We start from the raw sequence: 24,598 nt of genomic DNA on the forward strand, positions 1-24,598 counted from the left end.
AACGCAGTCCCGAACTCTGTCCTCGGGTCACCCCTCGGTCGCTCTGCTACTCCAGCAACGACCGCTCCTGCCGTACGCCGCCGTTCCGTCCCCCGTCACCGTCGAGCCCACGCGACGGCCCCTGGCACCCCTGCGCCGTAGCGATACCGAGCGCCGCGAGCAGCGTCACCACGACGAACACCACGAGCCGCTGACGCAGCAACCGCGGATTGGCGGGCCGCCGCCCGGCCCCGTTGGTCCGGGACCCCGGACGCCCGGTGCCACTGCGCGGCGCGGGCCGCCTGCCGGAGCCGGTGGTGTTGCGGGACGACGCGGGCCGCGAGCGACCGCCGGTCCGCGCGCCGCCGCCCCCCCGGTCCGGGAGCCACCCCCGGTCCGAGGCGGCGGCGAACCCGGCGCGCCCCGCTGCGATCCGCGCGTGTCCTCCGGCGGCTGTCGCAGGGTGCGCTGCTCGACGTACTGCTCCGCGAGCCGCCCCGAGGGCCGGTCCGGATCCGTGCGCGACGCGGGTTGCCGGACTTCCGCCAGCCCCTGCGCCTCGCGGGCGGCGATCTCCTTGAGCCGCAGCGACAGCTGCAGCGTGCTGGGCCGCTCCTCCGGGTCCTTCGCCAGGCAGGCGCGAACGAGGGGGGCGAGCGCGTCGGGCATCCCGCGCAGCTGCGGCTCCTCGTGCACCACCCGGTAGAGCATGACCTCCGAACTGCCGTGTCCGAAGGGGGAGTCGGAGGTGGCCGCGTAGGCGAGCGTGGCCCCCAGGGAGAAGACGTCCGTGGCCGGCGTCACCGCGGCCCCACGCACCTGTTCGGGCGCGAGGAACCCGGGCGACCCCACGGCCGTACCGACATGGGTCAGCGTCGAGGCCCCCGTCGCCCACGCGATACCGAAGTCGATGATCCGCGGCCCCTTCGGGGACAGCAGGATGTTGGACGGCTTCAGGTCGCGGTGGACGACACCGGCCTCGTGCACGGCCACGAGCCCCTCGGAGAGGGCGGCCCCGACAGCGGCCACATCGGCGGCCGACATGGGCCCTTCCTCGGCGACCTTGTCGTGCAGCGAGGGTCCCGGCACGTACTGCGTGGCGAACCACGGCCGGTCCGTCTCCAGATCGGCGGCGACCAGCCGGGCCGTGCACCCGCCCCTGATCCGCCGCGCGGCCGACACCTCGCGAGCGAAGCGCGATCTGAACTCCTGGTCCTCCGCCAGATCCGGCCGGATCACCTTCAGCGCGACTCGCTGTCCACGCCGGTCGGAGCCCAGATAGACAACGCCCATGCCGCCCGCGCCGAGCCGTCTGTGGATCCTGAACGAGCCGACGACACGCGGGTCCTCGCGCCTCAGGCGCATCATCGCCATGTTCATCCCCGCTGCCCGTTCCGTCCGACGAGCCACAGCTTACGTTTCCACGGCCGGGCGTGCGCAGAGGCCGCGCCCTCGCGACCCGATCGATTGTCGGTGCCGGGTGGGAAACTCGAAGAGCGGTCAGGGAACAGGAGTTCGGGACGGCGTTGGGCTCTCCGCGATCCCAACCATGCGCCACAGAAGGGGGATTGAACCCGTGAAAGGTGACCGTGTGGAGATGGTCGTGGAAGCCGGGGGCACGACGCGCACCTACGAGGTGATCGCGAGCCCGGCCGGCCGTCGGGTGGAGACGGCGGTACGGCGAGGTGCCGTGGAAGTGAGCGAAGTCACCCTCCCCCACGCTCGGCTTCGCTCGCGCGGAGGGACCCCCGTCGGCTAGGTGTGCGGACGGCCAGGTTCGTGGCGAAACCGGCTCCTCGCGCTGGTCGGGCAGCCGGTGCCCCGCGAGGACGGCTCGGAGCGGAGCGCGTAGCAGAAGGGACAGACCGGGCGTCCCCTCCGGGAAGACCCCGAGACCTAGGACCTCGTCTCCACCCTGGGGAGTACGTCCCAGGTGGCCGCTCATCCTCCGGGAGGCCCGCCAATCGGTACGAGGGCATGACGACCCACACCCGCCGCGCGCCTAGATTTGAGTCAAGCGGCGGGTGCGGCACTCGTCCCCCGAGGTCATGCACCCGCCGCTGCCAAAGACAAGCAAGACCGACGAGAACAGCCGGAGGAGGGACCATGGCCTACACGGCACCGCGGACCGGGATCCGCACACGGGAGCGCAGGGCGTTCACCGCCGACCGCCGCGTCGGCCGTCGCCACCCCTTGGTCGCGACCGCGATGGTCCTCCCCCTGGCGGCCCTGCTCGTGTACGCCTTCGGCGGCTGGGAAGCAGTGGTCACACAAGCGTCGTCCGTGGGTGTGATGCTGGGGCGCTGAGAGGCGACCCCAGGCCCGGAAGAGCGGTCCGGGCGGGGACATCCACCCATGAAACCCCGTGGGGACGGGGGTGCGGCGGACGGCAACAAGACGCCCGCGCAGCTGGGGAGCTGCGCGGGCGTTGCGCTTTTGCGCGCCTGAACCGGAATCCCACATGCCCCCAGCCTTGGGCAGTCGTGGCGCCGGGCGGCACGGGTCGGCGCAGCGGTGTCTCGCAACCGCCGTGCAGCGGAACCTCCCACCGGCCCGCACCAGCGGACGGCGCCTGTCTGCGTAGGCTCACGCTCAGCGTCGTACGACTTCCGCAGGGGGACTCATGACCACCACCGCCGACGTACTCCCGGCCCTCAAGGCCAAGGTGCGACGCACGGCCCACCCCGAATCCACCCCCTGCGCCCACCCCGACACGGTCCTCGCGGAACGCGCGGACGGTACGGTCGTCCGCCATGCCGGCACCGTCGCCAAGGCCCACGCCCCCGACACGAACCCCACAGATCTGGCCCTCCGTCTGACCGCCGCCGCCGCCAATCCCGACATTCTTCTGGGCCCGCTCCACCCCGCCCCCACCTCGCTCCACGGCCGCCTTGTCACCTTCTGGCCGTACGGCACCCCGGTCGACCCCGAGACCCCGGAGAAAGCACCGTGGGAGGCGGCGGCCACCCTCCTCGCCCACCTCCACCAGCGGCACCCGCCCCCAGGCTCGCCACCCATGCGGGGCCCCGCCAAGGCGGCCCGGGCGATCGCCCGCCTGAAAGCCGCCGCCCCCGACCACCCCTCCACGGCCCCGGTTCTCCACGCCTGGCACTCCCTCCCCGCCTGGGCCAGGGCCGAGGCCTCCATGCCCGACACGACCACCCTCTGCCACGGCGACCTGCACCTCGGCCAACTGGTCCGCCACCCGACGACCGGCCCCTGGCGGCTGATCGACGTCGACGACCTCGGCGTGGGCGTCCCGGCCTGGGACCTCGCGCGCCCCGCCGCCTGGTACGCCTGCGGCCTCCTGCTGTCCGACGAGTGGACCCGCTTCCTCACCGCGTACCAGCGGGCGGGCGGCCCGGCGGTCCCCGCTCAGGGCGACCCCTGGCCCGTACTGGACGTACCGGCCCGCGCGCTCACGGTGCAGACGGCGGCCCTGGCGATCGCGAAGTCCACGGCGGCCGACCGTCCCCTCGACGAGGTGCAGCAGTCCGTCGTGGACGCGTGTGACCGAATGGGAGGTATCCCGCCGGAGTCGGCGGACGCTTTCCCGACGTAGGGTGCAACCGACCACGGCCGGACGGTGTCTGTCCTGGCGTCGCACGAAGCAGCACCGACCGGCGAGGAGTTGAGCCGAACCATGCACATGCAGTGTCCGAAGTGCCATGCGCCGATGCACACCTACAACCGCAATGGCGTCCAGATCGAGCAGTGCAGCGGCTGTCGCGGGATCTTCCTCGACTACGGCGAGCTGGAGGCCTTGACCCGCATGGAGTCCCAGTGGGGCGGCGGCCCGGCCGTTCCACCGCCGCCGGCCGCCCCGCAGTACCCGTCGGGCGGCGGCCACGCCGCTCCCGCCTGGGGCGCCCCGCACGGCGGCCACCACGGCCACCACGGCCGCCACAACCGAGGCTTCGGACACATGCTGTTCTCCAGCTGAGCCGGCACACGACGAAGCCCCCGGCCGTACGAGACGGCCGGGGGCTCGGTGTGTGTGGACGATACTGGGATTGAACCAGTGACCTCTTCCGTGTCAGGGAAGCGCTCTCCCGCTGAGCTAATCGTCCTCGGGGTCACAGCTCAGGGGCTGTGGATCTTGCGTGCGCGATACTGGGATTGAACCAGTGACCTCTTCCGTGTCAGGGAAGCGCTCTCCCGCTGAGCTAATCGCGCGGGTCGAAGCCTTGGGACTCCAGAAGCCCTGAGGCCTCAGTGGACGATACTGGGATTGAACCAGTGACCTCTTCCGTGTCAGGGAAGCGCTCTCCCGCTGAGCTAATCGTCCTTGGAGGTGGAGACGGGATTTGAACCCGTGTAGACGGCTTTGCAGGCCGTTGCCTCGCCTCTCGGCCACTCCACCAGGAGTGCGGGGGTTCAGGAAGATCCACCGCTTTCCTGCGAGCGGACGACCAGGTTCGAACTGGCGACCTCAACCTTGGCAAGGTTGCGCTCTACCAACTGAGCTACGTCCGCTTGTCGTTTCCGGCCCGCTTCCGCGTGCCGGCGACGAGTTGAACTCTAGCGGATTCCGGGGCCAGCACAAAAACGCGTTTGTGCAGCGTGCTGCGGTGCGTCAAGTCCAGGACCCGGCCGGGCCCGCCCGGTGGGGCACCCGCCCTAGACTCGAGTGCGTGCGCGACCTCCCTCCGCTCGCCCGCTTCGGCGACCTCGTGGCCACCGGCCTCACCGATGTGACCAGCGACGCCGCAGCCCTGGACTCGGCCGGCTTCTGGGTCGTGTGCGCGGACTACGAGGGCGGTCTGGTGTGTGCGCGCTTCCGTGACGTACGCCGCGCGCCGGCGCCCGCTCCGGTGCCGGGAAAGTGGCGCGGGCCGGGCCTCGATGACTGGACGTCGTCCCTCGACCGCGCAACGTACACGGCGGGCGTGCGCCGGATCCGCGAGCACATCGCCGCCGGTGAGGTGTACCAGGCGAACCTCTGCCGGGTGCTGTCCGCGCCCGTCTCGCCGGACGCCGACGTGGACGCACTGACCGCGCTGCTGGCGCGCGGCAATCCGGCACCGTTTGCAGGAACGATTCGCCTCCCGGTGTACGGGGTGGAGATCGCCACCGCGTCCCCCGAGCTCTTCCTGCGCCGCGACGGCCGTGTCGTCGAGTCGGGGCCGATCAAGGGCACCGGACGCACCGAGGCGGACCTCCTGGAGAAGGACCACGCCGAGAACGTGATGATCGTCGACCTGGTCCGCAACGACATCGGGCAGGTCTGCGTCCCCGGCTCCGTGACCGTGCCCGACCTGTGCGTCGTCGAGAAACACCCGGGGCTGGTCCACCTCGTCTCCCTCGTCCACGGCGAACTGCGCGCCGCCGCCGGCTGGCCGGAGCTGCTCGCCGCGGCCTTCCCGCCCGGCTCCGTCACCGGCGCGCCCAAGTCGAGCGCCCTGCGGATCATCGACGCCCTGGAGACCGCGCCGCGCGGCCCGTACTGCGGGGGCATCGGCTGGGTCGACGCCGACCGGGGCACCGCGGAGCTGGCCGTCGGCATCCGTACCTTCTGGATCGACCGGGCGGCGGGCGAGCTCCGCTTCGGCACGGGCGCGGGGATCACCTGGGGGTCGGATCCGGAGGCGGAGTGGCTGGAGACCGAGCTGAAGGCCGCCCGCCTGCTCACGGTAGCGTCGGGAACGTACGAGGCGAGTGGGAGGACCCTTACGTGAAGATCTGGCTCGATGGCGGACTCAAGGACATCGACTCCGCCCGCGTCTCCGTCCTCGACCACGGGCTGACCGTGGGTGACGGCGTCTTCGAGACCGTGAAGGCGGTCGACGGACGGCCGTTCGCGCTCACCCGCCACCTCGACCGGCTGGCCCTCTCGGCACGCGGACTCGGTCTGCCCGTCCCCGACCTCGACGAGGTGCGCCGCGCCTGCTCCGCCGTCCTGGACGCCGACCCGGTGGCCCTCGGCCGACTGCGCGTCACCTACACCGGCGGTGTCTCCCCCCTGGGGTCCGACCGGGGTGACCACGGTCCGACCCTCGTCGTCGCCCTCGGCGAGACCACCCGGCGCGCCGACTCCACCGCCGCGGTCACCGTCCCGTGGACCCGCAACGAGCGCGGTGCCCTCACCGGCCTGAAGACCACCTCGTACGCCGAGAACGTCGTCGCCCTCGCCCGCGCCCGCGAACAGGGCGCGACGGAGGCGCTGTTCGCGAACACGGTCGGACGGCTCTGCGAGGGGACGGGTTCCAACGTCTTCGTCGTCCTCGAGGGTGAGACACACACCCCGCCGGTGGCCTCCGGCTGCCTCGCGGGCATCACCCGCGCGCTCGTCGTCGAGTGGACCGGCGCTCGTGAGACCGACCTGCCCCTGGACGTCCTGGAACGAGCCGACGAGGTCTTCCTGACGTCGAGCCTGCGCGATGTGCAGGCCGTGCACCGTGTCGACGCCCGCGAACTGCCGACCACGCCGGGCCCGGTGACGGCCAAGGCGATGCGGGTCTTCGACGAGCGGTCCGGGAACGATCTGGATCCTTGAAAGTCGCCGATATTGGGCTGACCCGGCGGCCCGGAGCGGGTAGAACACCCGTGATGACCACCACCCTGCGGCCCATCGAGCCGCTTCAGCACGCCGCCGACGGAACGCGTTCGCGCCGCTACCAGGTGTGCGTGAACAGCCGCTCCGTCGGCGAGATACACCTCGGTACGCGCCCCGACCCGGGTTCCTCGGCCGCCCGGATCCTGGATCTGCGGATCGATGAACCGGACCGACGGCGCGGCCGGGCCACGGTGGCCGCACTCGCCGCCGAGGAGGTCGCGCGGGGCTGGGGCTGCCGACGGATCGAGACGTCCGTCCCGGCCGGCGCCGAGCCCGCCCTGCGGCTGACCCAGGCGCTCGGCTACGTCCTGCGCAACCGCAGCATGCGCAAGCCCCTCGACGGCACCCGGCTCGAACTGCCCGCGGGCAGCCGGAGCCGGCCCATGACCGAGGCCGAGTACGGGCCGTGGAAGGAGGCCGGGCTGGAGGGCTACGCACAGGACGTCATCACCTGCGGCGTGCCCGAGGCGGAGGCGTACGCGAAGGCCGCCGACGACTACGAGCGGTGCCTGCCGCAGGGAGTGGCCTCCGAGAACAACCTGTGCAGTGTGCTGGAACATGAGGACACGAGAGTCGGCACCCTGTGGTTGTGGCTGACCGACGACACCGCCTTCGTGTACAACGTGGAGGCGGACGCCGCACACCGGGGCAGGGGGCACGGCCGTACGCTCATGCTCCTGGCGGAGGCCCAGGCGGTGGCGGCCGGGAAGGCCACCATCGCCCTCAACGTCTTCGCGGGAAACTTCCGGGCCGAATGCCTCTACGAGTCGCTCGGCTACCGGACGACCGCCTACCACCTGTCCAAGCCACTGCTCTGACGGCCGCCGGGAGGCGCCCCGGCGGTCAGGTGTCCTGGACCGGCAGCCGGTCGGCGATCTCCTCGATCCGCTCGCGCAGCCCCGCCTGGCTCCTGCCGCCGTCGAGGCGTTCGCCGCCGATGACGTAGGTGGGGGTGCCGCTCACGCCGATCGCCTTGCCCTCGGCCTGGTCGGCGTCGACGATCAGGATGTGCCGGCCGTCGATCAGGGCGGTGTCGAACTCCTCGGCGTCCAGACCCAGTTCACGGGCCACCTCGACCAGGAACGGCTCGCCCGCGCGGCCCAGCTCCTCGACCCGGCCGAGCAGGGCCTCGATGTACGGCCATGCCCGCCCCTGCGCCGCGGCCTCCTCGGCGGCCTGCGCGGCGGCGAAGGCGTGCTTGTTCTTCTCCAGCGGAAAGTGCCGCAGCCGTACGTCGAGCCGGGCGCCGTAGCGGGCCCGCAGCGCCCGGATGTCGTCGAGGGCGCTGCGGCAGTCGGGGCACTGGAGATCGCACCAGACGTCCAGCACGACGGCGGACGGTACGGGGGAGGAGTCGCTCATGGGGGTCAGTCTCCCAGGTCCGCACCGGCCCAGCCGGTGCTCTCCACGGCAGCAGCCGGTCCTCGGAAGCGGGGGCCGACCCCGAGACGACCCGGAGATCTCCCTGAGGTCTCCCCGGACCATGGCATAGCGGACGCGCGGCGGTGCAGGATGGAAGGGACGGACCGAGACCGCCCGACCGAGCACCGCCTGGAGGACCGGATGATTGCCGAGACAGTCTGTGCCGCCGTATCAGCGGCGGGCCTGGGCATCGCCGCGATCACGGCGTACCGGAAGCGCTTCCTCAGGGCGACTCGTATCGCCGCCTATGCGCTCGTGCCGCTCGGCCTGGTGATGACCGGAGTCGTCCAGTGGATGGCCGACACCGCCTTCAGCCCGACCGCGTGGGCCGGCTTCGGTGTGCTCGGCGCCGCCTGGTTGCTGTTCATGACCACCCGTGCCGTGGAGCGGCGCCGCGGAGTCACCGGGAAGGACTCCGCGGCGTCTGGTGCCGGGGCGATAGCCGCGGCGGCCTCGGCGCCCTCGCTCGGCCAGGGCACCCGGCCGGAGGCCCGCCCGGCGACCGCGCCGAAGGCGAGCGCGTCCGGTTCGTCCGGCGCGGACGACTTCAGCGACATCGAGGCGATCCTGAAGAAGCACGGCATCTGATCCGACGGAGTACCGCGTCGGACGCCCGGAGCGCTCACGGAGTGAAACGACACAGAAGGTCGGGCGGCGACGCCGAAGTGATCACGTTCGCTCCGGACGTTGTGGATATTGGCGAACTCTCCGTCATTCCGGGTGGTTTGATCGCGCGGAGGGTGCTCACTGCGTCATCATCGCGGCGAGATGCTGGACACAACACAGAGCGACACCGCCGCCCCGCCACAGGAGCGGCGAGGTTGTCTCTTCGCGCTCTCCCAGCCACCGCTGATGATCTTCCTTGCGGTGATCGGCTGCCTGCTGCTCATGGCGTCACTGCACGACCTGCTGATGCTCTGAGCCGTAAACGGAGCCCCTGACGTCACCCGTCGAGGGCTCCGTCAGTCCCCCGCCTCCGCACTCCGGTCCCAGTCTCCGCCGCACTCGTCGGCGGCGCGTGAGGTCCTCAGCCCGCCGACTCCTTGCGGCGTGCCCGGTAGGCGGCCACGTGCAGGCGGTTTCCGCAGGTGCGGCTGTCGCAGTAGCGGCGCGAGCGGTTGCGGGAGAGGTCGACGAAGGCCCGTCGGCAGTCGGGCGCCTCGCAGCGGCGCAGCCGCTCCTGCTCCCCGGCGACGACGAAGAAGGCGAGCGCCATGCCGCAGTCGGCCGCGAGATGGTCCGCGAGGGACGCGCCGGGCGCGAAGTAGTGCACATGCCAGTCGTAGCCGTCGTGGTCCGTGAGCCGGGGGGTGGTGCCCGCCGCGGCGATCAGATCGTTGATGACCGAGGCGGCCGAGCCCGCGTCGGGGGCCGCGAAGACCTCGGTGAACCGGCCGCGGACCTTGCGCACGGCGGACAGGTCGAACTCCGACAGCACGCCGACATCGCTGACCTCGTGGTTTCGTACGAAGTCGGTGAGCTGCGCGACCGTCGCGAGCCCGTCGGTCGCCGGGTCGCCGTCCGGCGCGGTGTTCACCAGATCCACCACGGTGGCGAAGGCGCACCGGGTGTCGTGGGTGATCAGCACGTTTCGCTCCCTGGCCTGCGAGGGTCGGGCGGGCGCCCGCCGATGCTGGCCGATGGTAATGGCTCGGCGAGGCGGTGGACCGGCACGGACCGGCCTGAAGCACCCCTGACACGACCGGAACGGGCCAGGGCGCCGATTGGTGCCCAGACCTGTTCCGGTCGGTCGCCGTATGGCGACCGACCGGGAACGGCATGGCTGCTGCGGCCCGGACGCGGCATGGCGACGCCGCCGCGCGGAGGTCCGCGGCGACGGCGTCGTCGGGTCGGCCTGAGCCGTATTCGGTTGTCTTGGCCCGCGCCGTCTCCCCGAGTGGACGGCGCCGGGCGGCTCTGTGGGGCCTGGCGCTAGCTTTCCGCCAGGATGTGGGAGAGCTCCTGATCGAGGTCGAAGTGCCGATGTTCCGTGCCGGGCGGCACGGCGGCGTCTGTGCGCTTCAGGAAGGCCTCCAGGGCCCGCGCCGGGGCTTCGAGCAGGGCTTCGCCCTCAGGGGAGCTCAGGGCGATGCACACGACGCCCTGACCGTGGCTGCGGGACGGCCAGACACGGACGTCGCCGGTGCCGGTGGGCCGGTGCAGGCCCTCGGCGAGGAGGTCGCGGGCGAACACCCACTCGACCGTTTCCTCGGCTCCGGTGTGGAAGGTGGCGTGCACGGCATAGGGATCGGCCGTGTCATACCGCAGTCCTGCGGGAACAGGCAGTGAGGACTCGCTCGACACAACGAGGCGCAGGTGCAGCTCGCAGCTGACCGTGGTGTTCATAAGCGCCATGGCCTTTCGCTCAGTGTGCGCTCGGGGATTCGCACGTCGGCGAAATCGACATGCCACCTACGGTGCCGTTGTAAACCCCTCTGGGGGTTTTGCGTCGCTTTTGGTAGCTCATCCGGCGGAGGCCGTCTTCTGTGGGTACGGCCATTCCAGTGACCGGTTTCTCTCCGGTAGGATTTGGCCCTATGGGCACGGGGAGTGACGGAACGGGGAAGGTCGCCGTGGCGACCGACGGAACGAAGAGCGAAGCGAACGTAGCGAACAGTGAGGCCGATGTGGCCGAGCGCGAAGCGGCGCTCGGATCTCGTGCGCCGGAATTCGTCAGGGCGCGGCGGATGCTGCACCTGAGCTGGCAGGTGGCCGTCTTCGTCGTCGGGCTCGCCGTGGTCGTCACCGGCGTGATCATGCTTCCGCTGCCCGGTCCCGGCTGGGTCGTGATCTTCGGCGGCATGGCGATCTGGGCCACCGAATTCGTCTGGGCCCAGCTGGTGCTCCGCTGGACCAAGCGGAAGGTCACCGAGGCCACCCAGCGCGCCCTCGACCCCAAGGTCCGGCGCCGCAACATCATTCTGACGTCGATCGGCCTGGTGATCGTGGCCGTTCTCGGCGGCGTCTACGTGTGGAAGTTCGGCCTGGAGATGCCCTGGAACATCGAGTACCAGTGATCCCGCGAGGGTGGCGCCGTGGATGCCGCATGTGGTCGGAGGCACCCGCTGACATGGGGTAATGTTCACCCTGCGTCCGGGCGATTAGCTCAGTGGGAGAGCGCTTCGTTCACACCGAAGAGGTCACTGGTTCGAACCCAGTATCGCCCACCAGACGATCACGACCCGACCCGCGGAAACGTGGGCCGGGTCGTTTCTGTGTGGGCGCGCGGCATCTTCCAGGCGTCATTCGAGTCCCGCGCCCCCGAAGGCCGGTGGACGACGCGAGGGCCGCCCCGCCGGTCATCGGCACGCCGACGCGGTGCCGTCGACTCCGCATCGCCGTGGTCGGACCCCGACGCTTCCGCGTCTTCGTCTCGGGGGCTCATGCTCCGTCAGCCCGCCATGCCCCGGGGGCGGTTGGGCGAGGGCCGTCGAGCCTCCCCGCCGACCCCCTTCAGTCTCGCCTGTCCGCTGCCCGACGACCCATCTCGCGTTCGACCCGTCGGCCGCAACTCCCGGACCTGGGCTTTCGCTTGATCGGCTGTCAGTCCGCGCTCCCACATGCCCGGCGTGAGAGCGACTCCGCTTCCATCAATTCCTGTCCGAATCATTGACGTCTCCTGAGGGGCTCCGTACCTTGTGGCAGCAAGCGCTTACTTGAAACGATTCATGGCGCGGGACGCAGCGTCGCGGGGAGGCTCAACCATGCAGCAAAACAGGAACGTTGAGAGGCGGACGGTCCTCAAGGCGGCCGGAGCCTCACTGGCCGTCGTGGGTCTGGGGGCGACGGCCACGGCCTGTGGCGGCGACAGCGGTTCGGGGGACGGGACGGTGACGATCCGCTACGCCTGGTGGGGGGCCGAGGACCGGGCGGAGCGCATCAAGAAGACCATCACGCTTTTCGAGAAGAAGTACCCGAAGATCAAGGTCAAGACGGACTTCCAGCCCTACACCGACTTCTGGAAGAAGTTCAACACCCAGGCCTCCGGTGGAAATCCGCCGGACGTGTTCCAGAATGCCATCGGGTTCCTGCGGAAATACGACGCGAAGAACGTGCTGCTCGATCTCAGTGCGCAGGTCGAGGCGGGCAACCTTTCCATGGACGGTTTCCGGGCCGGTCTCGACAAGTTCGGTGAGATCGACGGAAAGCTGCTCGGGGTCCCGGTCGGTTCCAACTCGATGGCTCTGGTGATCGACAAGCCCGTCTACACCAAGTCCGGCGTGCAGCCGGAGCAGGGCTGGACGTGGGACGACTTCGACGCGGCGATGAAGAAGATCCGCGACAAGACGGGGCGCGCCGGTGACACCGGTCCGTACAACGTCATGTACCTCTACGACCTCTATCTGCGTCAGAACGGCAAGGCGTTCTTCACCGAGGACGGGCTCGGCTTCACCGAGTCGGACCTGAAGACCTGGTGGGCGAAGGCCGAGAAGGCGGTCGCGGAGGGGCTCTACGCCGATCCGAAGAAGGTCGCCCAGATCAAGCCCAAGTCGGCGGTCGCCGCGGAACTTTCCGGTGGTGAGTTCACCTGGGACAACTTCACCGTCCGCTACACCTCCGAGGGCAAGAGCGTGTACGGTCTGGCTCCCATTCCGACCACGGACGGCAAGAAGACGGGGCAGTACCTCGGCTCGCTGATGCTCAGCGCGTCCAAGCGCACCCAGCATCCCAAGGAAGTCGCCCAGTTCATCAACTTCATGGTGCACGAGCCCGAGGTCGCCGAGATCATGGGCTACGACCGCGGGGTGCCCGCGACTCAGGCCCAGTACGACGCGTTCAAGCCGAACGACCCGGTCAACAAGGCGATCGCCGAGTACGAGGAGTCCCTCGTCGAGGCCGGAGTCCTGGAGCCCATCACCCCGCACCCGAACGGCGCGGACATCTGCGAGGCCGCATTCCTGCGCATCGGCGAAGAGCTCGGTCTCGGAACGCGCTCGGTGGACGACGCCGTCAAGCAGTTCTTCACCGAGTCGAAGACGGCTCTCGGCAGCTGATGGGAAGCCCCGTGACACACGCCCCTGCGACGGAGGGCCTGCCCAAGGGCGGGCGCTCCGAGCCGCGGCACGGTCCGGCCGGCTCCCCGCGTCCCGCCGCACTCAAGCGGCGGGGCCGCCGGGACAACCTGGCCGGCTATCTCTTCATGTCCCCCTGGATCGCCGGCTTCCTGCTGCTGACAGCGGGCCCGATGGCCGCCTCGCTCTACTTCGCCTTCACCGACTACAACCTGTTCGACGCGCCCCGGTGGATCGGCCTGGACAACTTCTCCGAGATGTTCGCCGATCCACGCTGGCGGCACTCGGTGCGGGTGACGCTGTGGTATGTCGTCGTCGGTACGCCGCTCAAGTTGATCGCGGCTCTCGGTGTGGCGCTGCTGCTGGCTCAGAAGCGGCGCGGGCAGGCCTTCTACCGGGCCGCCTTCTACGCGCCGTCGCTGATCGGGGCCAGTGTCTCCATCGCCATCGTGTGGAAGGCGATCTTCACCGACGACGCGATCGTCGACCGCACGCAGAAGACCTTCGGGATCGACGTCGGCGGCTGGACCGGCGACCCGAACCTGATCATCTACAGCCTGGTGGCGCTCACCGTCTGGCAGTTCGGCGCTCCCATGGTCATCTTCCTCGCCGGCCTCAAGCAGGTCCCGCGCGAGCTGTACGAGGCGGCCGAGGTGGACGGGGCGGGTACGTTCCGGCGGTTCTGGAACATCACCCTGCCGATGATCTCCCCGGTCCTCTTCTTCAACGTCCTGCTGGAGACGATCCACTCCTTCCAGATCTTCAGCTCGGCGTACATCGTGGGCGGCGGCGCCGGAGGCAACGCCTGCGGTCCGGCCGATGGTTCGATGGTCTATACCTGCTATCTGTACGTCCAGGGCTTCGAGAACAGCAGGATGGGTCTGGCCTCCGCGATGGCCTGGCTGCTGCTGGTCGCGGTCGCCCTGGTGACGGCGGTGCTGTTCTGGTCCCAGAAGCGCTGGGTGCACTACGAGGAGGGTGCCCGATGAGCGCACAGGCCACCGAGATCGCCCCGCCCCCGACCGCGAGGTCGGGTGCCCTCCGGCGCAGGCTGCCCGGCTCCCTCGCCTGGCACCTCGGGTCCCTGGTGATCCTCGCGGTGATCCTCTACCCGGTGATCTGGGTCCTCGGCGGCTCGTTCAAGGAGAGCGAGGACATCGTCGGCAGCCTGGACCTCTTCCCGGGCGACCCGATCATCTCGAACTACACGAGCCTCGCCGACGGCATCGCGGGCATCCCGATCTCCACGTTCTTCTTCAACTCGCTCTTCCTGGCCGTCGGTTCGGTGATCGGGATCCTGGTGTCCTGCTCACTGACCGCGTACGCCTTCGCTAAGATCAAGTTCGCCGGCCGGAACCTGCTCTTCACGCTGATGATCGGCACGCTCCTGTTGCCGTACCACGTGCTGCTGATCCCGCAGTACGTGCTGTTCCGCAACATGGAAATGATCAACACGTACACCCCGCTGCTGCTGCCGAAGTACCTGGCCACGGAGGCCTTCTTCGTCTTCCTGATGGTGCAGTTCATGCGGAACCTGCCCAAGGAGCTCGACGAGGCGGCCCGCCTCGACGGCTGTGGGCACTTCCGGATCTACTGGTCGATCGTGCTGCCGCTGTGCCGGCCCGCGCTCATCACCAGCGCCATCTTCACGTTCATCAACGCCTGGAACGACTTCATGGGCCCGCTGATCTATCTGAACGAGCCCGACAAGTACACGGTCTCACTCGGTCTGAAGATGTTCGTGGACCAGGACGCCGTGGCCAACTACGGCGGCATGATCGCGATGTCGCTCGTGGCGCTGCTTCCGGTGCTCGCCTTCTTCCTCGCCTTCCAGCGCTATCTGATCGACGGCATGGCCACCTCCGGTCTGAAGGGCTGAGGTGAACCGACCATGGCCCAGGCCCGTGCCCGTGCGAAGGCCGCCGCAGCACGTGAGGAGTCCCTGCTCGCCGAGCGGTTCGCGCTGTTCGCCGAGTGTCTGCTCACCGGGGTGTGGATCGCGCTCGCCTCGCTGCCGCTGGTGACGTACCCGGCCGCGTTCGCCGCCGGCTCCCGGCATCTGCGCCGCCGTACGGCTCATGAGCGCGGCGGCTGGCGGGAGTTCGTGGCCGACTTCCGGACGGCGGTGCGCGGCGGCTGGCTCGTCGGGCTCGCCGGGTGGGCGGCGTTCGCGGTGGTCTGGGTGGACGTCCAGGCCGTGCGCGCGGGGATTCCGGGCGGGCCGCTGGTCGGCGCCGTCGGGGTCCTCGCACTGATCGGCGCCGTCGTCGCCGGACTGCGCGCGGCGGCGGCCTGGCAGCCCGGCGCCGCCTGGCGGGCCCTGCTCGGCGCGGCCGGACGGCGGACCGTGCTCGACCCCGCCGGATCCTTTCTGCTCGTCGGCGGACTGGCCGTGGTGGCCAGTTCCGCCTGGTTCGTCGCGCCGCTGGCGGTCCCGGTCCTCGGGGCCGTCGCGGCGGCGGCCGTCGCCGTGGAGGAGCGGTACCGGCGCCGCCCCTGACCGAATCCGGCGGTGCTCCCGGCCGTTGGGCGCCGTCGGCCTTGAACGGTGCCCGCCGGCACCGGGTCGGGGTCCGGCGCCGCACTCCCTCTGTCATGCCCCTGACCATCCCGCACGCAAGACTTCCCGTACGGAAAGGAAAGGCCATGTCCCCCATCGACCGCAGGTCCCTTCTCAAGGCGGCCGCCGTCGCCGGAGCCGCCGCGCAGTTCAGTTGGGCGCTAGGCGGTTCGACCGCGCAGGCCGCGCCCAGAGCCGAGACGGACCCGGTGACCCTGGACTGGCTGGAGGACGGCGGACTCGGCGCCGCCCCCGGGTCCACCGTGGGTGTGCCGTGGCCCAAGGGCGCCTACGACAAAGAACAGTCGTTCTCCTTGACCGACGCGGACGGCAAGGACATCCCCGTCCAGTCCTGGCCGATCGGCTACTGGCCGGACGGATCCGTGAAGTGGACCGCGCACGCGGTGGGCGGGGGCGCCGGCGCAGGCAGACTCACCCTCGCCGCCGGCACTCCCGCCGCACCCGCCAAGAAGGTCACCGTCGACGAGCGCGGCGGCACCATCGACGTGTCGACCGGTGTCATCACCGCCAAGATCGGCAAGTCCGGTTCCACGCTCGTGAAGTCCGTGCTGCGCGGCTCCACCGAGATCGCCCACACCGGCCGCCTGGTACTGCTGCGCCAGCCCGAGATCGAGGACGGCGACCAGGGCACGGAGAAGTACGAGCGCTTCGAGAGTGCCATCGGCGACGTCGAGGTCGAGCAGGACGGGCCCGTCCGCGCGGTCGTCCGGATCGACGGCAAACACCGCAAGGGCGGCCGTGGCTGGCTTCCCTTCTCGATCCGCCTCTACTTCTACGCGGGCGCCGAGTCGTTCCGCATGGTGCACACCATCACCTTCGACGGCACCCAGGAGCCCGGAAAGGCAAGCGGCGACTTCATCCGCGGCATCGGCGTCCGCTTCAAGGTGCCGATGCGGGACGCCGCGTACGACCGGCACATCCGCATCGGCGGCGAGGGCACGGGACTGCTGCGCGAGGCGGTCAAGGGCGTCACCGGGCTTCGCCGCGACCCGGGGGCGGCCGTACGGACGGCCCAGTTCGAGGGGAAGAAGCTGCCCGACCCGTCCACCTGGGACCAGCGGGTGACCACCCGGCTCCAGTACATCCCCGAGTGGGGCGACTACACGCTCTCGCAGCTGTCCGCCGACGGGTTCGGTGTCCGCAAGCGGACCAAGAAGGGCCACGGCTGGATCCCGGCCGGCGGTGGCAGGCGGGCGAGCGGCTTCGGGTACGTCGGTGGCGCGTCCGGCGGCTTCGCCTTCGGCCTCAGGGACTTCTGGGAGAAGTTTCCCGCCCAGCTCGACATCCGCGGCGCCCACACCGACACCGCCGAAGTCACCCTCTGGCTCTGGTCGCCCGAGGCGCAGCCCATGGACCTGCGCTTCTACCACGACGGCATGGGCCAGGACACCTACCCCGAGCAGCTCGAAGGCCTCAACATCACCTACGAGGACTACGAGCCCGGCTTCGGTACCCCCTACGGCATCGCCCGCACCAGCGAACTCCTCTTCTGGGCCCACGAGTCCACGCCCAGCGCCGAGGACATGGCCAAGCAGGTCGAGGCCGTCCGCACACCCCCGCAGCTCGTCGCCCCGCCCAAGCAGCTCATCAAGGCAGGTGTCTTCGGGCGGCTCTTCTCCGAGCCGGACCGCTCCACCGCCGCCAAGGCGAAGATCGAGGACCACCTCGACTTCCTCTTCACCTACTACAAGGACCAGGTGGAGATGCGCCGGTGGTACGGCTTCTGGGACTACGGCGACATCATGCACAGCTACGACCCCAGCCGTCACCAGTGGTGCTACGACGTCGGCGGCTACGCCTGGGACAACTCCGAACTCTCGCCGGACCTGTGGCTCTGGTTCGCGTACATGCGCTCCGGGCGCGCCGACATCTTCCGCTTCGCCGAGGCCATGACCCGCCATACCGGCGAGGTCGACGTCTACCACCTCGGCAAATGGGCCGGCCTCGGCACCCGCCACGGCGTCCAGCACTACGCCGACAGTGCCAAGCAACAGCGCATCGCCAACACCACCTACCGCCGCTACTACTACTTCCTCACCGCCGACGAGCGAGTCGGCGACCTCATGCACGCCAACGTCGACTCCGACGAGACGTTCCTCGTCCTCGACCCGATCCGCAAGATCCGCACCGAGCCGTACACGCCTGACCGCAACGCCCTGTCGATCGGCTTCGGCACCGACTGGTCGGGTCTGGTCTCGGCCTGGCTGACCGAGTGGGAGCGGCGCGGGCCCAAGTGGAAGAAGGCGAAGGCGCGCGTCCTGTCCACGATGGAGACGATCGCGGCCCAGCCCAACGGCTTCGTCCAGGGCAACGCGCTCTACGACCTGGACACCGGCAAGTTCGCCGTCCCCACGGAGGCCAAGGTCAGCGTCTCGCACCTGTCGGCGATGTTCGGCCTCGTCGAGCTGAACGCCGAACTCCTCGACCAGATCGAGATGCCCGAGTTCAGGGAGGCGTGGCTCGACTACTGCCGCTACTTCAACGCGACGAAGGCTGAGCAGGCCGCCCGTTACGGCTCCAACTTCGGGAACCTGCTGCTCTTCCAGGGCCACTCGCGGCAGGACGCCTACGCGGCCGTCCAACTGGGAGACGACAAGCTGGCGGCCCGGGCGTGGCGGCAGTTCTACAACAGCGCCGACACCTGGGACTACAAGGAGTCGACCGACTGGTCCACGAAGAAGGTCGAGGGGCCGACGGCGCTGGTGCCGGGCAGCGAGGCGGCGTGGGTGTCGACCAACGCGACGGCACTGTACGGGTTGGCGGCCATTCAGAACCTCGCTCTGGTGGGCGACAAGATGCCGTGACGCTCCGCCGGGGGAGCCGGTGACCTGTCGCCGGAGGGGAACTGCGGCTCCGTCGTGGCCGGTCGGGCCCACGGCGGAGTCGCATGTCGGCACAGCCCCCGCGCCCCTGTCGGGGCGCTCCTCGGGTACCTCAGGAGTGTCACGTCAGTCTTCCGAACGCCTCCCGCACTCGGCGTGCGTCGCGCAGTCGCTGCTCGTAGGTGGCACCCGCCACGAGCAGCGCCAGACCGGCGAGTGCGGGAGGTACCCAGCGAGGCAGGGCGTCCACGACCTGGGCGATGTACGGCGCCAGTTCGTGCACGGCGACCAGGACGAGGGCGGCGCCGCCCAGAATAAGGGGAGCCTGGAGGCGGTGACGAGCGCCCGCGAGGGTGATGACCAGGGCCGCGGCTCCCAGCAGCAGGGGGCGGAGCCAGTGTGCGTCGCCCCAGGCCGCGACGAGGCCCGGGCCGAGTGTGACGGCGAGGCCCGGGCCGTACGCCGTCCATGAGGAGGCCGTCAGGTCCCGGCGCCGGCGTAGGTGGCCGACGATCAGGGCCGGAACGGTCACGGGCAGGGTGTACGCCTCGGGGGAGCCGATCTCCCAGGCCGCCAGCCGTACCCAGGAGGCCAGCACGAAGAGTGCGGCGGCCCCGTAGCCGACGTGGCGCCGGTCAGGTCGTATCGCGACACCCGTGGCGACCACTGCGCAGAGCGCGAGGGTCAGGGCCAGCACGGGCGGATGCGTGGCGGAGAGGGCGATGGCCAGGACGCTTGCCGCGGCGCCGGTCGCCTCGACCGGGATGGTGCTCGGGGAGTCGCCGAGGCGTGCCGCGAGCAGGGCCGCGGTGGCCGGGACGGTGAGGACGAGCAGAGCCGTCTGGTGTGGCTCCCAGCCGGCGGAGGCGCCGATCGCGCAGGTCAGAGCGGTGGCGTACGCGAGGGAGGCGGGCGCGGCGACAGGACCGAGGTCCGTGCGCCACGCCGCCCCGGCGAACAGGACGGTCGAGGCCGCGAGCACGGTGAGGGTCGCCGGCTCGGTGGCGAGGGAGCCGAGGGCGAGGCTCAGGGAGGTGACGAGGGCCAGGAGGGCGCCGGTCAGGGGGAGCGGCGCTTGGAGGCGCTTCGGTGCCGGCGACCGTACGAATCCCGCGAAGCCCAGCGCGGCCACGACCACGAGGCCCCGCACCACCAGCCCGGCCGTGTACGGCAGTTCGAGGACCGCCGGGAGCACCAGGGCCGTCGCCCAGACGAGGACGGAGGCGCCCACCAGGGCCGGGGATCGCCACGAGGCGGCGCGCCCGGTGTACGCCAGCACTCCGGCGACGAGGAAGAGGACCAGGGGCACGGTCTCCGTGTGCGGGGGCCACGGAGCGTCGAGCGTCACCGCCGCGCGGGCGTCCGCCGGCGTACCGGACCAGGCTCGCTCGATCCAGCCGGCCGGGCCCAACAGGGAGATGAGCAGGACAGGCAGGGTGGTGGCCAGGGCGAGGACCTGGACGGCGGCGGAGGCATGGGCGAGGCCTCGGCGTACGGGCTCGGGGGCCCGGGCCCGTACGGCCGCCGACAGGGCGATCCCGCAGAGGAGATAGGCCGGGACCGTCCACACGTCGGGCAGGACCGACCGTGCGATCCCGCCGAGGCCCGCCACCGTGAGGAGCCCTCCGGTCAGCGCGGTGCCGAGGGCCAGGGCCGGCTTCGGAGTGAGCCAGGCGGCCGTCAGGGCGATCGCGGCGGCCAGGGCGAGGAGCGCCGCCGCACGGGCGGCGGCGCTCGGGCCATCGGCGGCCCACGAGAGCCACCCGGCCGCCGACACACCCCAGGCGCCCCAGCCGAACGCGCCGACCACGGCGACGATCCGTACCGGCCTGAGGGAGACCCGGAGCGCGACCGAGGTGTCGGCCGCCGCTGTCACCAGCAGCACGGCCGTGATCGTCTCCACGCTCGCGTCCATCGCGAACGACCAGAGCAGGAGCGGGAGCTGGGCGGCGACCAGGGCGAGGGGGAGGGGCAGGCGGAGCCGAGCACGGGTGATCTCCGGGTCTGTGTCCACCGCCGCCCGGTGCGTCGGCGCACCCAGAACCAGCCCGTACGCCGCCCACACCACCGCCAGCACCGCCGACGCGGTCGCCGCGTACCCCGTGCCGTCCGCCCCGGTGAACACCACCTCGTGCAGGGCGTACGCGTCGAGGACCGTCAGGGCGAGACCGAGGCCGGCCACCGACTCGGCGGTCGAGCGCAGGCCGCGCCGGAGCAGTGGCACAGGGGCGCCGAGCGCGGCCACGGTCACCGCGCCGAGGACCAGGGCCCGGCCGGCGATTCCCAGGTGTCCCCAGCTGACCAGCGTGAACGCGATCGCGGCGACGGCCAGCAGGATACCGCCCAGCACCAGGAGCACGTTCTGGACCCTGGACGCCGTCGCCTCGGGGCGCTGCGGCACGGGCGGCGCGGCGGGCGCGGGGCTCTGCGCGTACAGGGCGTTGACCAGCCAGGCGCGCCGCGCCAGCAGGAAGGCGCGGCGGGCGTCGAGGTGTCGCAACTCGGAGTCGAGGACCCGCAACTCCTCGGCCGGGGACGGAAAGTGCGTCATGCCCCGGAGTGTGGCCGGCGTCACGTCGTACGACATGAGTGCCGGTACTCAGGACGTACTCAGATCGCGCACGGACGGGCTCCGAGTGGGCAGGATCCGACCATGGACTGGTGCCACTACCGCTTCCGCAGCCTCTGGACCCTGGCGGCGTCGCCCGCCGCCGTGTACGACGTGCTCCAGCGCGCCGACGACTACCCGCACTGGTGGCCGCAGGTGCGCGAGGTGATCCGGATCGACGACACCACCGGCACCGTCCGGATCCGCTCTGTTCTGCCGTACGACCTGGGCTTCACCGCCCGCGAGATACGGCGCGACCCGGCGGCCGGAGTCCTGGAGATCGCGATGACCGGTGACATGGACGGCTGGGCCCGCTGGACGCTCACCGCCGACGGGACCGGCACCCTCGCCCGCTACCACCAGGAAGTCGACGTCACCAAGCCCCTGCTGCGCCGGCTCGCCGTACCGGGACGGCCCGTGTTCCGCGCCAACCACGCGCTGATGATGCGGGCGGGCCGGCGCGGACTGCTCACGTACCTCGCGGCCCATGGGCAAGCGGTTTGAACCAGACCCGCCGGGACCTGTATCGTTCACTGCGTTCCCGGGCGATTAGCTCAGTGGGAGAGCGCTTCGTTCACACCGAAGAGGTCACTGGTTCGAACCCAGTATCGCCCACCCGGAAGACACCGGTCCGTCGCTGACGGACCGGTTCTCTTGTGCGCCCACCCGGCCGTCGCCCTCCGCTCACGCAGCCGCCGTCGGCAGCTCCGGACGCAGGGGCCACGCCGGATCCACCTCCTCCTCCGTGCCGCTGCGCGCGAACCACGCCTGGAGGCCCCGCGCCTGCGCCGCGTGCCACACGGCCTGCAGGGTGTGCAGTTCGGCGGGAGACAGGCGCGCGAGCCGGGGCGCGAAACGGCGCCCCACGGCGCGTACGACGTCCATCGCGGCCTGTGCGTCCGCCGCCGCGTCGTGCGCGCCGTCCAGCACGACCTCGTAGCGCGCGCACAGATCGGTGAGTGTGCGACGGCCCTTGCGGTAGCGGTCCAGATGCTTGTCGAGGACCCGTGGATCAAGGACGCGCAACGGCGTCGTCTCGAACCAGTGGTCCAGCGACGAGGCGCGATGCCGCCGCAACTCGCGGTCCAGCAGCGTCAGATCGAACGGCGCGTTCATCACCACCAGCGGACGGCGGCGTACCGCCTGCTCGGCCAGCGCCCTGGCTATCTCCTCCATCACCGGCGCCGGCCAGCGGCCGTCGCGCTGCAACCGCTCCTCCGTCAGCCCGTGCACCGCCGTCGCCGCGGCGGGCACCGGCACACCCGGGTTCACCAGCCACCGGGTCACCCGGGGGCGGGTGCCGGGCGCGTCCTGGACCACGACCGCGGCCGACACGATCCGGTCGGTCTCGACGTCCACACCCGTGGTCTCCGTGTCGAACGCCGCCAAGGGCCCCTCGTACCAACACGTCATGCGTACACAACTCCTCGTTCACCCACGGCAGCTGACGTCCCGTCTTCTGCCCGTTTGGTGATACCCGGGCTGTTTGCTCCGTACGCCGGACGGAGACAACAGAAGTACGGGTCCGTGCAGTTCAGGGGCTCGGCACGGGGAAACACCTGTTGTGGAAGGCTGTTGGTCATGGCCATAGCGCAGCCCGAGCGGGGCGGGCTGCTGCCCGAGCAGACGGCATCGCATCGAGGCTCCCTCGCCACCACCGCCTGCATGGAGACCCTGCAGGTGGGTTACCTGCACGCGGTGGCAGCCGCGGCCGGCTGCTCCCTGTCCCAGCCCTTCCCGGACAACGGCATCGACTGGCACGTCAGCCACGGGTCGCCCGGCCACACCGTCGACGACGAGGTCACCATCAAGGTGCAGCTCAAGGCCACCTACCAGGTCGCGCCGAACCCGCCGGGCCGCTCGTTCTCCTTCACCCTCGACAACGACCACCTGGCGAAGCTGGCCCGCACCCCCGTCTCGGTGCACAAGATCTTGGTCGTGATGATCGTCCCGAGATCGCGGGAGCAGTGGCTGCGGGCCGGCCACGACCGGCTCGACCTGCGCCACTGCTGCTACTGGACCAACCTCGCCGGGCACCCGATCACCGGCCGGCGCCGCACCACCGTCCGCATACCCACCTCGCGCATCTTCGACGACCGAGCGCTCTGCGAGATCATGACGCGGGTCGGAACGGGAGGCAGACCGTGATCCACGGCCCCATCGACGAAGAGGAGTCCGGCCGACGTTCCCACGGTGGGGGCGGGCCGGCCGGGCGTCCCGACGACGAGGACGCGTCCGCTCGGCGCCTCCGCGGTGCGCAGGGGCAGGCTAGTCGTCGCCACGACGAGGACGCGTCCGTTCGGCGCCCCGTGGACGAGCCCGTACGCCCTGTGGGCCGACTCCGGCCCCGCCCCGTCGAGCCCACCTGGACCCAGCCGCCCGACCCCGCCCGCGTCGACCCCGCCGTCCTCGGGGTGTTGCTGCGCCGGCACGGCTGGCAGCGGCGTGGTGGGGCGGCCGGACGGTACGGCCGCTGGACGCCACCGGGGCCGGCGGGGCGGGGCACGAGCCTGCTCGTGCCGGAGAACCGGGCCTTCCCCGACAGCGACGACCTGCTCGGCGAAGCCCTCACCGCCCTGTCCCGGAGCGCCTCGCCCGCCGCGCGTGACGTACTGGTCGCACTCGCCGTGCCCAGCGACGAGATCCGCTGGTGGCGGGACGTGCCGACCGGCCCCGTGGGCACCGCCTCCTGGGCAGTCGAGGACCAACTCCGCTCGGTCGGCCGCCAGATGCTCCTCGCGGCGGCACTGGCCACCCGCGCGCGTGCCGGTTATCACGGTGCCCGCCACCGTCTGCCCGCCGCGGCGTCCCTCGACGGCGTCCTCGTCGGAGCCGCCCCCGGCGGTCGCCGCCTCACCGCCTTCGTCCCCGTGGCCACCGGCCGTCCCCTCGTGCTCCGCCTCCACCAGGCCCTGTACGCCGCCCGTGAGGCCATCGACTACCGGCGCGCCACCGGCGGCATGGACGCCTTCGACGGTGCCGTCGAGGCCGGGGTGAGCCACGAGCTGACCGAGGCCCTCGTCGCCCTCGTGCGCGGTACCGAGGGCGCCCGGATCGCCGTCGGGTGGGCGCCCGCGGCGGGGGTCCCCGAGGGCGGGGCGACACCGGCCGAGCCCGTCGAGTTCTCGCCCGGCGACCTGCCCGTGCTGCGCGAGGCCGGGGCCCGCTATCTGCGCGAGGAGCCGCCCATGCCGGTGCGGATCACCGGCGCCGTGGTGCGGATGCGCCGGTCGACGGCTCGCGGCGAGGGCACGGTACGGCTGCGGGTCATCGCCGGGGCCGAGGTCCCGCACGTCCGCGTGACCCTGGACGAGGAGTCGTACCGGATAGCGGGGCACGCCCATCTCGTCGGCCTGCCCGTGCGGGTGCACGGCAAGCTGGAGAGCCGGGGCGGGTTCCGGCGGCTCACGGACGCGGCCGGTGTCGCGCCCGTGCGGGTCGACGAGGCCGAACGGGACCGGCTGATGAAGTCGCTCCAGGAGAACCTGGACCGCTTCGAGGAGGCACGCGGCGCAGAACGCCGCCGGGGCCGTGCGGGGGAGCCGTAACCGTTTCGCGGAGGGCACCCCCGGCTCGGTACGATTCCTGTCTGCGTACGCGGACGCGTGCGCGTCCACC

Annotated in this window: 22 protein-coding genes, 7 tRNA genes and 2 pseudogenes; 20 read left to right on the forward strand and 11 right to left on the reverse strand. The window is 71.1% G+C overall.

Annotation, left to right across the window (positions count from 1 at the left end; genetic code table 11):
- Nucleotides 1-46: 46 nt before the first annotated feature.
- Nucleotides 47-1,359, reverse strand: a pseudogene (locus WBG99_RS29840) (serine/threonine-protein kinase).
- A 196-nt stretch (nucleotides 1,360-1,555) separates the two neighbouring features.
- Between WBG99_RS29840 and WBG99_RS29845 the strand changes: the two are divergent.
- The 4 genes and pseudogenes from WBG99_RS29845 to WBG99_RS29860 all read left to right on the forward strand — a co-directional run bounded on the left by WBG99_RS29845 (nucleotide 1,556) and on the right by WBG99_RS29860 (nucleotide 3,922).
- Nucleotides 1,556-1,831 (forward strand): annotated as a pseudogene (locus tag WBG99_RS29845) (hypothetical protein).
- Nucleotides 1,832-2,085: 254 nt separating this feature from the next.
- On the forward strand, nucleotides 2,086-2,286 hold the full coding sequence (locus tag WBG99_RS29850) for a hypothetical protein (protein ID WP_338899264.1): 201 nt from the start codon (nucleotides 2,086-2,088) through the stop codon (nucleotides 2,284-2,286).
- Between the two features lie 316 nt (nucleotides 2,287-2,602).
- Nucleotides 2,603-3,541 (forward strand): aminoglycoside phosphotransferase family protein, encoded by a 939-nt coding sequence (locus tag WBG99_RS29855; protein WP_338899265.1) that lies wholly within the window; start codon nucleotides 2,603-2,605, stop codon nucleotides 3,539-3,541.
- Nucleotides 3,542-3,628: 87 nt separating this feature from the next.
- The gene (locus WBG99_RS29860; RefSeq protein ID WP_338900527.1) at nucleotides 3,629-3,922 is read left to right on the forward strand and encodes a zf-TFIIB domain-containing protein; all 294 of its coding nucleotides are present in this window, start codon (nucleotides 3,629-3,631) and stop codon (nucleotides 3,920-3,922) included.
- Nucleotides 3,923-3,977: 55 nt separating this feature from the next.
- Here the strand turns inward: WBG99_RS29860 and WBG99_RS29865 are convergent.
- The 5 genes from WBG99_RS29865 to WBG99_RS29885 all read right to left on the reverse strand — a co-directional run bounded on the left by WBG99_RS29865 (nucleotide 3,978) and on the right by WBG99_RS29885 (nucleotide 4,455).
- A tRNA-Val gene (locus WBG99_RS29865) sits at nucleotides 3,978-4,049 on the reverse strand.
- A 34-nt stretch (nucleotides 4,050-4,083) separates the two neighbouring features.
- Nucleotides 4,084-4,155: transfer RNA gene (locus WBG99_RS29870), tRNA-Val, on the reverse strand.
- A 40-nt stretch (nucleotides 4,156-4,195) separates the two neighbouring features.
- Nucleotides 4,196-4,267 (reverse strand) — tRNA-Val (locus WBG99_RS29875).
- 1 nt (nucleotide 4,268) lies between these two features.
- A tRNA-Cys gene (locus tag WBG99_RS29880) sits at nucleotides 4,269-4,342 on the reverse strand.
- 40 nt (nucleotides 4,343-4,382) lie between these two features.
- Nucleotides 4,383-4,455 (reverse strand) — tRNA-Gly (locus WBG99_RS29885).
- Nucleotides 4,456-4,613: 158 nt separating this feature from the next.
- On the opposite strand from WBG99_RS29885, the gene WBG99_RS29890 reads away from it, so the two are divergent.
- From WBG99_RS29890 to WBG99_RS29900, 3 genes are read left to right on the forward strand one after another with little or no spacing between them, the layout of a single operon-like run.
- A complete protein-coding gene (locus WBG99_RS29890) occupies nucleotides 4,614-5,657 on the forward strand; it encodes a chorismate-binding protein (protein WP_338899266.1) in 1,044 nt (347 codons plus the stop codon).
- A complete protein-coding gene (locus WBG99_RS29895; protein WP_338899267.1) occupies nucleotides 5,654-6,475 on the forward strand; it encodes an aminodeoxychorismate lyase in 822 nt (273 codons plus the stop codon). Before WBG99_RS29890 ends, WBG99_RS29895 begins: the two co-directional genes overlap by 4 nt.
- 53 nt (nucleotides 6,476-6,528) lie before the next feature.
- The gene (locus WBG99_RS29900) at nucleotides 6,529-7,353 is read left to right on the forward strand and encodes a GNAT family N-acetyltransferase (protein ID WP_338899268.1); all 825 of its coding nucleotides are present in this window, start codon (nucleotides 6,529-6,531) and stop codon (nucleotides 7,351-7,353) included.
- A 25-nt stretch (nucleotides 7,354-7,378) separates the two neighbouring features.
- On the opposite strand, the gene WBG99_RS29905 is transcribed toward WBG99_RS29900, so the two are convergent.
- Nucleotides 7,379-7,897: a DsbA family protein gene (locus WBG99_RS29905; protein ID WP_338899270.1), complete on the reverse strand. Its 519-nt coding sequence runs from the start codon at nucleotides 7,895-7,897 to the stop codon at nucleotides 7,379-7,381.
- Between the two features lie 201 nt (nucleotides 7,898-8,098).
- Here WBG99_RS29905 and WBG99_RS29910 point away from each other — a divergent pair, with 201 nt between their 5' ends.
- Both WBG99_RS29910 and WBG99_RS29915 read left to right on the forward strand, forming a co-directional pair.
- The gene (locus WBG99_RS29910) at nucleotides 8,099-8,545 is read left to right on the forward strand and encodes a hypothetical protein (protein WP_338899272.1); all 447 of its coding nucleotides are present in this window, start codon (nucleotides 8,099-8,101) and stop codon (nucleotides 8,543-8,545) included.
- A 180-nt stretch (nucleotides 8,546-8,725) separates the two neighbouring features.
- Nucleotides 8,726-8,878 carry a hypothetical protein gene (locus tag WBG99_RS29915; protein WP_338899274.1) on the forward strand — a complete coding sequence of 51 codons (153 nt, stop codon included), beginning with the start codon at nucleotides 8,726-8,728 and terminating at the stop codon, nucleotides 8,876-8,878.
- A 106-nt stretch (nucleotides 8,879-8,984) separates the two neighbouring features.
- Here WBG99_RS29915 and WBG99_RS29920 read toward each other — a convergent pair whose 3' ends face one another.
- Nucleotides 8,985-9,545, reverse strand: a complete 561-nt coding sequence (locus WBG99_RS29920; RefSeq protein ID WP_338899275.1) for a CGNR zinc finger domain-containing protein — start codon at nucleotides 9,543-9,545, stop codon at nucleotides 8,985-8,987.
- 344 nt (nucleotides 9,546-9,889) lie between these two features.
- Complete coding sequence (locus WBG99_RS29925; RefSeq protein WP_205383713.1) at nucleotides 9,890-10,303, reverse strand: SsgA family sporulation/cell division regulator; 414 nt, start codon at nucleotides 10,301-10,303, stop codon at nucleotides 9,890-9,892.
- Nucleotides 10,304-10,494: 191 nt separating this feature from the next.
- On the opposite strand from WBG99_RS29925, the gene WBG99_RS29930 reads away from it, so the two are divergent.
- The 7 genes from WBG99_RS29930 (at nucleotide 10,495) to WBG99_RS29960 (ending at nucleotide 18,354) form a co-directional block, all read left to right on the forward strand.
- Complete coding sequence (locus WBG99_RS29930; protein WP_338899277.1) at nucleotides 10,495-10,974, forward strand: TIGR02611 family protein; 480 nt, start codon at nucleotides 10,495-10,497, stop codon at nucleotides 10,972-10,974.
- Nucleotides 10,975-11,052: 78 nt separating this feature from the next.
- A tRNA-Val gene (locus tag WBG99_RS29935) sits at nucleotides 11,053-11,127 on the forward strand.
- Between the two features lie 534 nt (nucleotides 11,128-11,661).
- On the forward strand, nucleotides 11,662-12,951 hold the full coding sequence (locus WBG99_RS29940; protein WP_338899278.1) for an extracellular solute-binding protein: 1,290 nt from the start codon (nucleotides 11,662-11,664) through the stop codon (nucleotides 12,949-12,951).
- Nucleotides 12,951-13,958 carry a sugar ABC transporter permease gene (locus WBG99_RS29945; RefSeq protein WP_338899279.1) on the forward strand — a complete coding sequence of 336 codons (1,008 nt, stop codon included), beginning with the start codon at nucleotides 12,951-12,953 and terminating at the stop codon, nucleotides 13,956-13,958. The genes WBG99_RS29940 and WBG99_RS29945 overlap by 1 nt, the downstream gene beginning before the upstream one ends.
- Complete coding sequence (locus tag WBG99_RS29950; protein ID WP_338899280.1) at nucleotides 13,955-14,848, forward strand: carbohydrate ABC transporter permease; 894 nt, start codon at nucleotides 13,955-13,957, stop codon at nucleotides 14,846-14,848. The genes WBG99_RS29945 and WBG99_RS29950 overlap by 4 nt, the downstream gene beginning before the upstream one ends.
- A 12-nt stretch (nucleotides 14,849-14,860) precedes the next feature.
- Nucleotides 14,861-15,469: a hypothetical protein gene (locus WBG99_RS29955; RefSeq protein WP_338899281.1), complete on the forward strand. Its 609-nt coding sequence runs from the start codon at nucleotides 14,861-14,863 to the stop codon at nucleotides 15,467-15,469.
- 146 nt (nucleotides 15,470-15,615) lie between these two features.
- On the forward strand, nucleotides 15,616-18,354 hold the full coding sequence (locus tag WBG99_RS29960) for a Tat pathway signal sequence domain protein (RefSeq protein ID WP_338899282.1): 2,739 nt from the start codon (nucleotides 15,616-15,618) through the stop codon (nucleotides 18,352-18,354).
- Nucleotides 18,355-18,493: 139 nt separating this feature from the next.
- On the opposite strand, the gene WBG99_RS29965 is transcribed toward WBG99_RS29960, so the two are convergent.
- Nucleotides 18,494-20,959 carry a hypothetical protein gene (locus tag WBG99_RS29965; RefSeq protein ID WP_338899283.1) on the reverse strand — a complete coding sequence of 822 codons (2,466 nt, stop codon included), beginning with the start codon at nucleotides 20,957-20,959 and terminating at the stop codon, nucleotides 18,494-18,496.
- Between the two features lie 66 nt (nucleotides 20,960-21,025).
- On the opposite strand from WBG99_RS29965, the gene WBG99_RS29970 reads away from it, so the two are divergent.
- Nucleotides 21,026-21,484, forward strand: a complete 459-nt coding sequence (locus WBG99_RS29970) for an SRPBCC family protein (protein ID WP_338899284.1) — start codon at nucleotides 21,026-21,028, stop codon at nucleotides 21,482-21,484.
- A 39-nt stretch (nucleotides 21,485-21,523) separates the two neighbouring features.
- Nucleotides 21,524-21,595: transfer RNA gene (locus WBG99_RS29975), tRNA-Val, on the forward strand.
- Between the two features lie 69 nt (nucleotides 21,596-21,664).
- Here WBG99_RS29975 and WBG99_RS29980 read toward each other — a convergent pair.
- Nucleotides 21,665-22,393 carry a 3'-5' exonuclease gene (locus WBG99_RS29980; RefSeq protein ID WP_338899285.1) on the reverse strand — a complete coding sequence of 243 codons (729 nt, stop codon included), beginning with the start codon at nucleotides 22,391-22,393 and terminating at the stop codon, nucleotides 21,665-21,667.
- Nucleotides 22,394-22,561: 168 nt separating this feature from the next.
- Here WBG99_RS29980 and WBG99_RS29985 point away from each other — a divergent pair, with 168 nt between their 5' ends.
- Entirely contained in the window at nucleotides 22,562-23,128 is a 567-nt protein-coding gene (locus WBG99_RS29985) for a DUF4365 domain-containing protein (RefSeq protein WP_338899286.1), read from the forward strand.
- A gap of 182 nt (nucleotides 23,129-23,310) precedes the next feature.
- Nucleotides 23,311-24,528, forward strand: coding sequence for a hypothetical protein (locus tag WBG99_RS29990; RefSeq protein ID WP_338899287.1), 1,218 nt, complete (start codon nucleotides 23,311-23,313; stop codon nucleotides 24,526-24,528).
- Nucleotides 24,529-24,598 lie beyond the last annotated feature (70 nt).

Origin of the sequence: Streptomyces sp. TG1A-60, from assembly GCF_037201975.1 — a bacterium.
In the GTDB taxonomy this organism is placed as follows: domain Bacteria; phylum Actinomycetota; class Actinomycetes; order Streptomycetales; family Streptomycetaceae; genus Streptomyces.

Excerpts from the sequence above, each read along its gene's own strand:
- WBG99_RS29860 (WP_338900527.1), top strand. The coding sequence starts at position 3,629 with ATGCAGTGTCCGAAGTGCCATGCGCCGATGCACACCTACAACCGCAAT.
- WBG99_RS29910 (WP_338899272.1), top strand. The coding sequence starts at position 8,099 with ATGATTGCCGAGACAGTCTGTGCCGCCGTATCAGCGGCGGGCCTGGGC.
- WBG99_RS29850 (WP_338899264.1), top strand. The coding sequence starts at position 2,086 with ATGGCCTACACGGCACCGCGGACCGGGATCCGCACACGGGAGCGCAGG.
- WBG99_RS29985 (WP_338899286.1), top strand. The coding sequence starts at position 22,562 with ATGGCCATAGCGCAGCCCGAGCGGGGCGGGCTGCTGCCCGAGCAGACG.
- WBG99_RS29945 (WP_338899279.1), top strand. The coding sequence starts at position 12,951 with ATGGGAAGCCCCGTGACACACGCCCCTGCGACGGAGGGCCTGCCCAAG.
- WBG99_RS29940 (WP_338899278.1), top strand. The coding sequence starts at position 11,662 with ATGCAGCAAAACAGGAACGTTGAGAGGCGGACGGTCCTCAAGGCGGCC.
- WBG99_RS29905 (WP_338899270.1), bottom strand. The coding sequence starts at position 7,897 with ATGAGCGACTCCTCCCCCGTACCGTCCGCCGTCGTGCTGGACGTCTGG.
- WBG99_RS29970 (WP_338899284.1), top strand. The coding sequence starts at position 21,026 with ATGGACTGGTGCCACTACCGCTTCCGCAGCCTCTGGACCCTGGCGGCG.
- WBG99_RS29915 (WP_338899274.1), top strand. The coding sequence starts at position 8,726 with ATGCTGGACACAACACAGAGCGACACCGCCGCCCCGCCACAGGAGCGG.
- WBG99_RS29855 (WP_338899265.1), top strand. The coding sequence starts at position 2,603 with ATGACCACCACCGCCGACGTACTCCCGGCCCTCAAGGCCAAGGTGCGA.
- WBG99_RS29925 (WP_205383713.1), bottom strand. The coding sequence starts at position 10,303 with ATGAACACCACGGTCAGCTGCGAGCTGCACCTGCGCCTCGTTGTGTCG.
- WBG99_RS29900 (WP_338899268.1), top strand. The coding sequence starts at position 6,529 with ATGACCACCACCCTGCGGCCCATCGAGCCGCTTCAGCACGCCGCCGAC.
- WBG99_RS29980 (WP_338899285.1), bottom strand. The coding sequence starts at position 22,393 with ATGACGTGTTGGTACGAGGGGCCCTTGGCGGCGTTCGACACGGAGACC.
- WBG99_RS29960 (WP_338899282.1), top strand. The coding sequence starts at position 15,616 with ATGTCCCCCATCGACCGCAGGTCCCTTCTCAAGGCGGCCGCCGTCGCC.
- WBG99_RS29965 (WP_338899283.1), bottom strand. The coding sequence starts at position 20,959 with ATGTCGTACGACGTGACGCCGGCCACACTCCGGGGCATGACGCACTTT.
- WBG99_RS29955 (WP_338899281.1), top strand. The coding sequence starts at position 14,861 with ATGGCCCAGGCCCGTGCCCGTGCGAAGGCCGCCGCAGCACGTGAGGAG.
- WBG99_RS29930 (WP_338899277.1), top strand. The coding sequence starts at position 10,495 with ATGGGCACGGGGAGTGACGGAACGGGGAAGGTCGCCGTGGCGACCGAC.
- WBG99_RS29950 (WP_338899280.1), top strand. The coding sequence starts at position 13,955 with ATGAGCGCACAGGCCACCGAGATCGCCCCGCCCCCGACCGCGAGGTCG.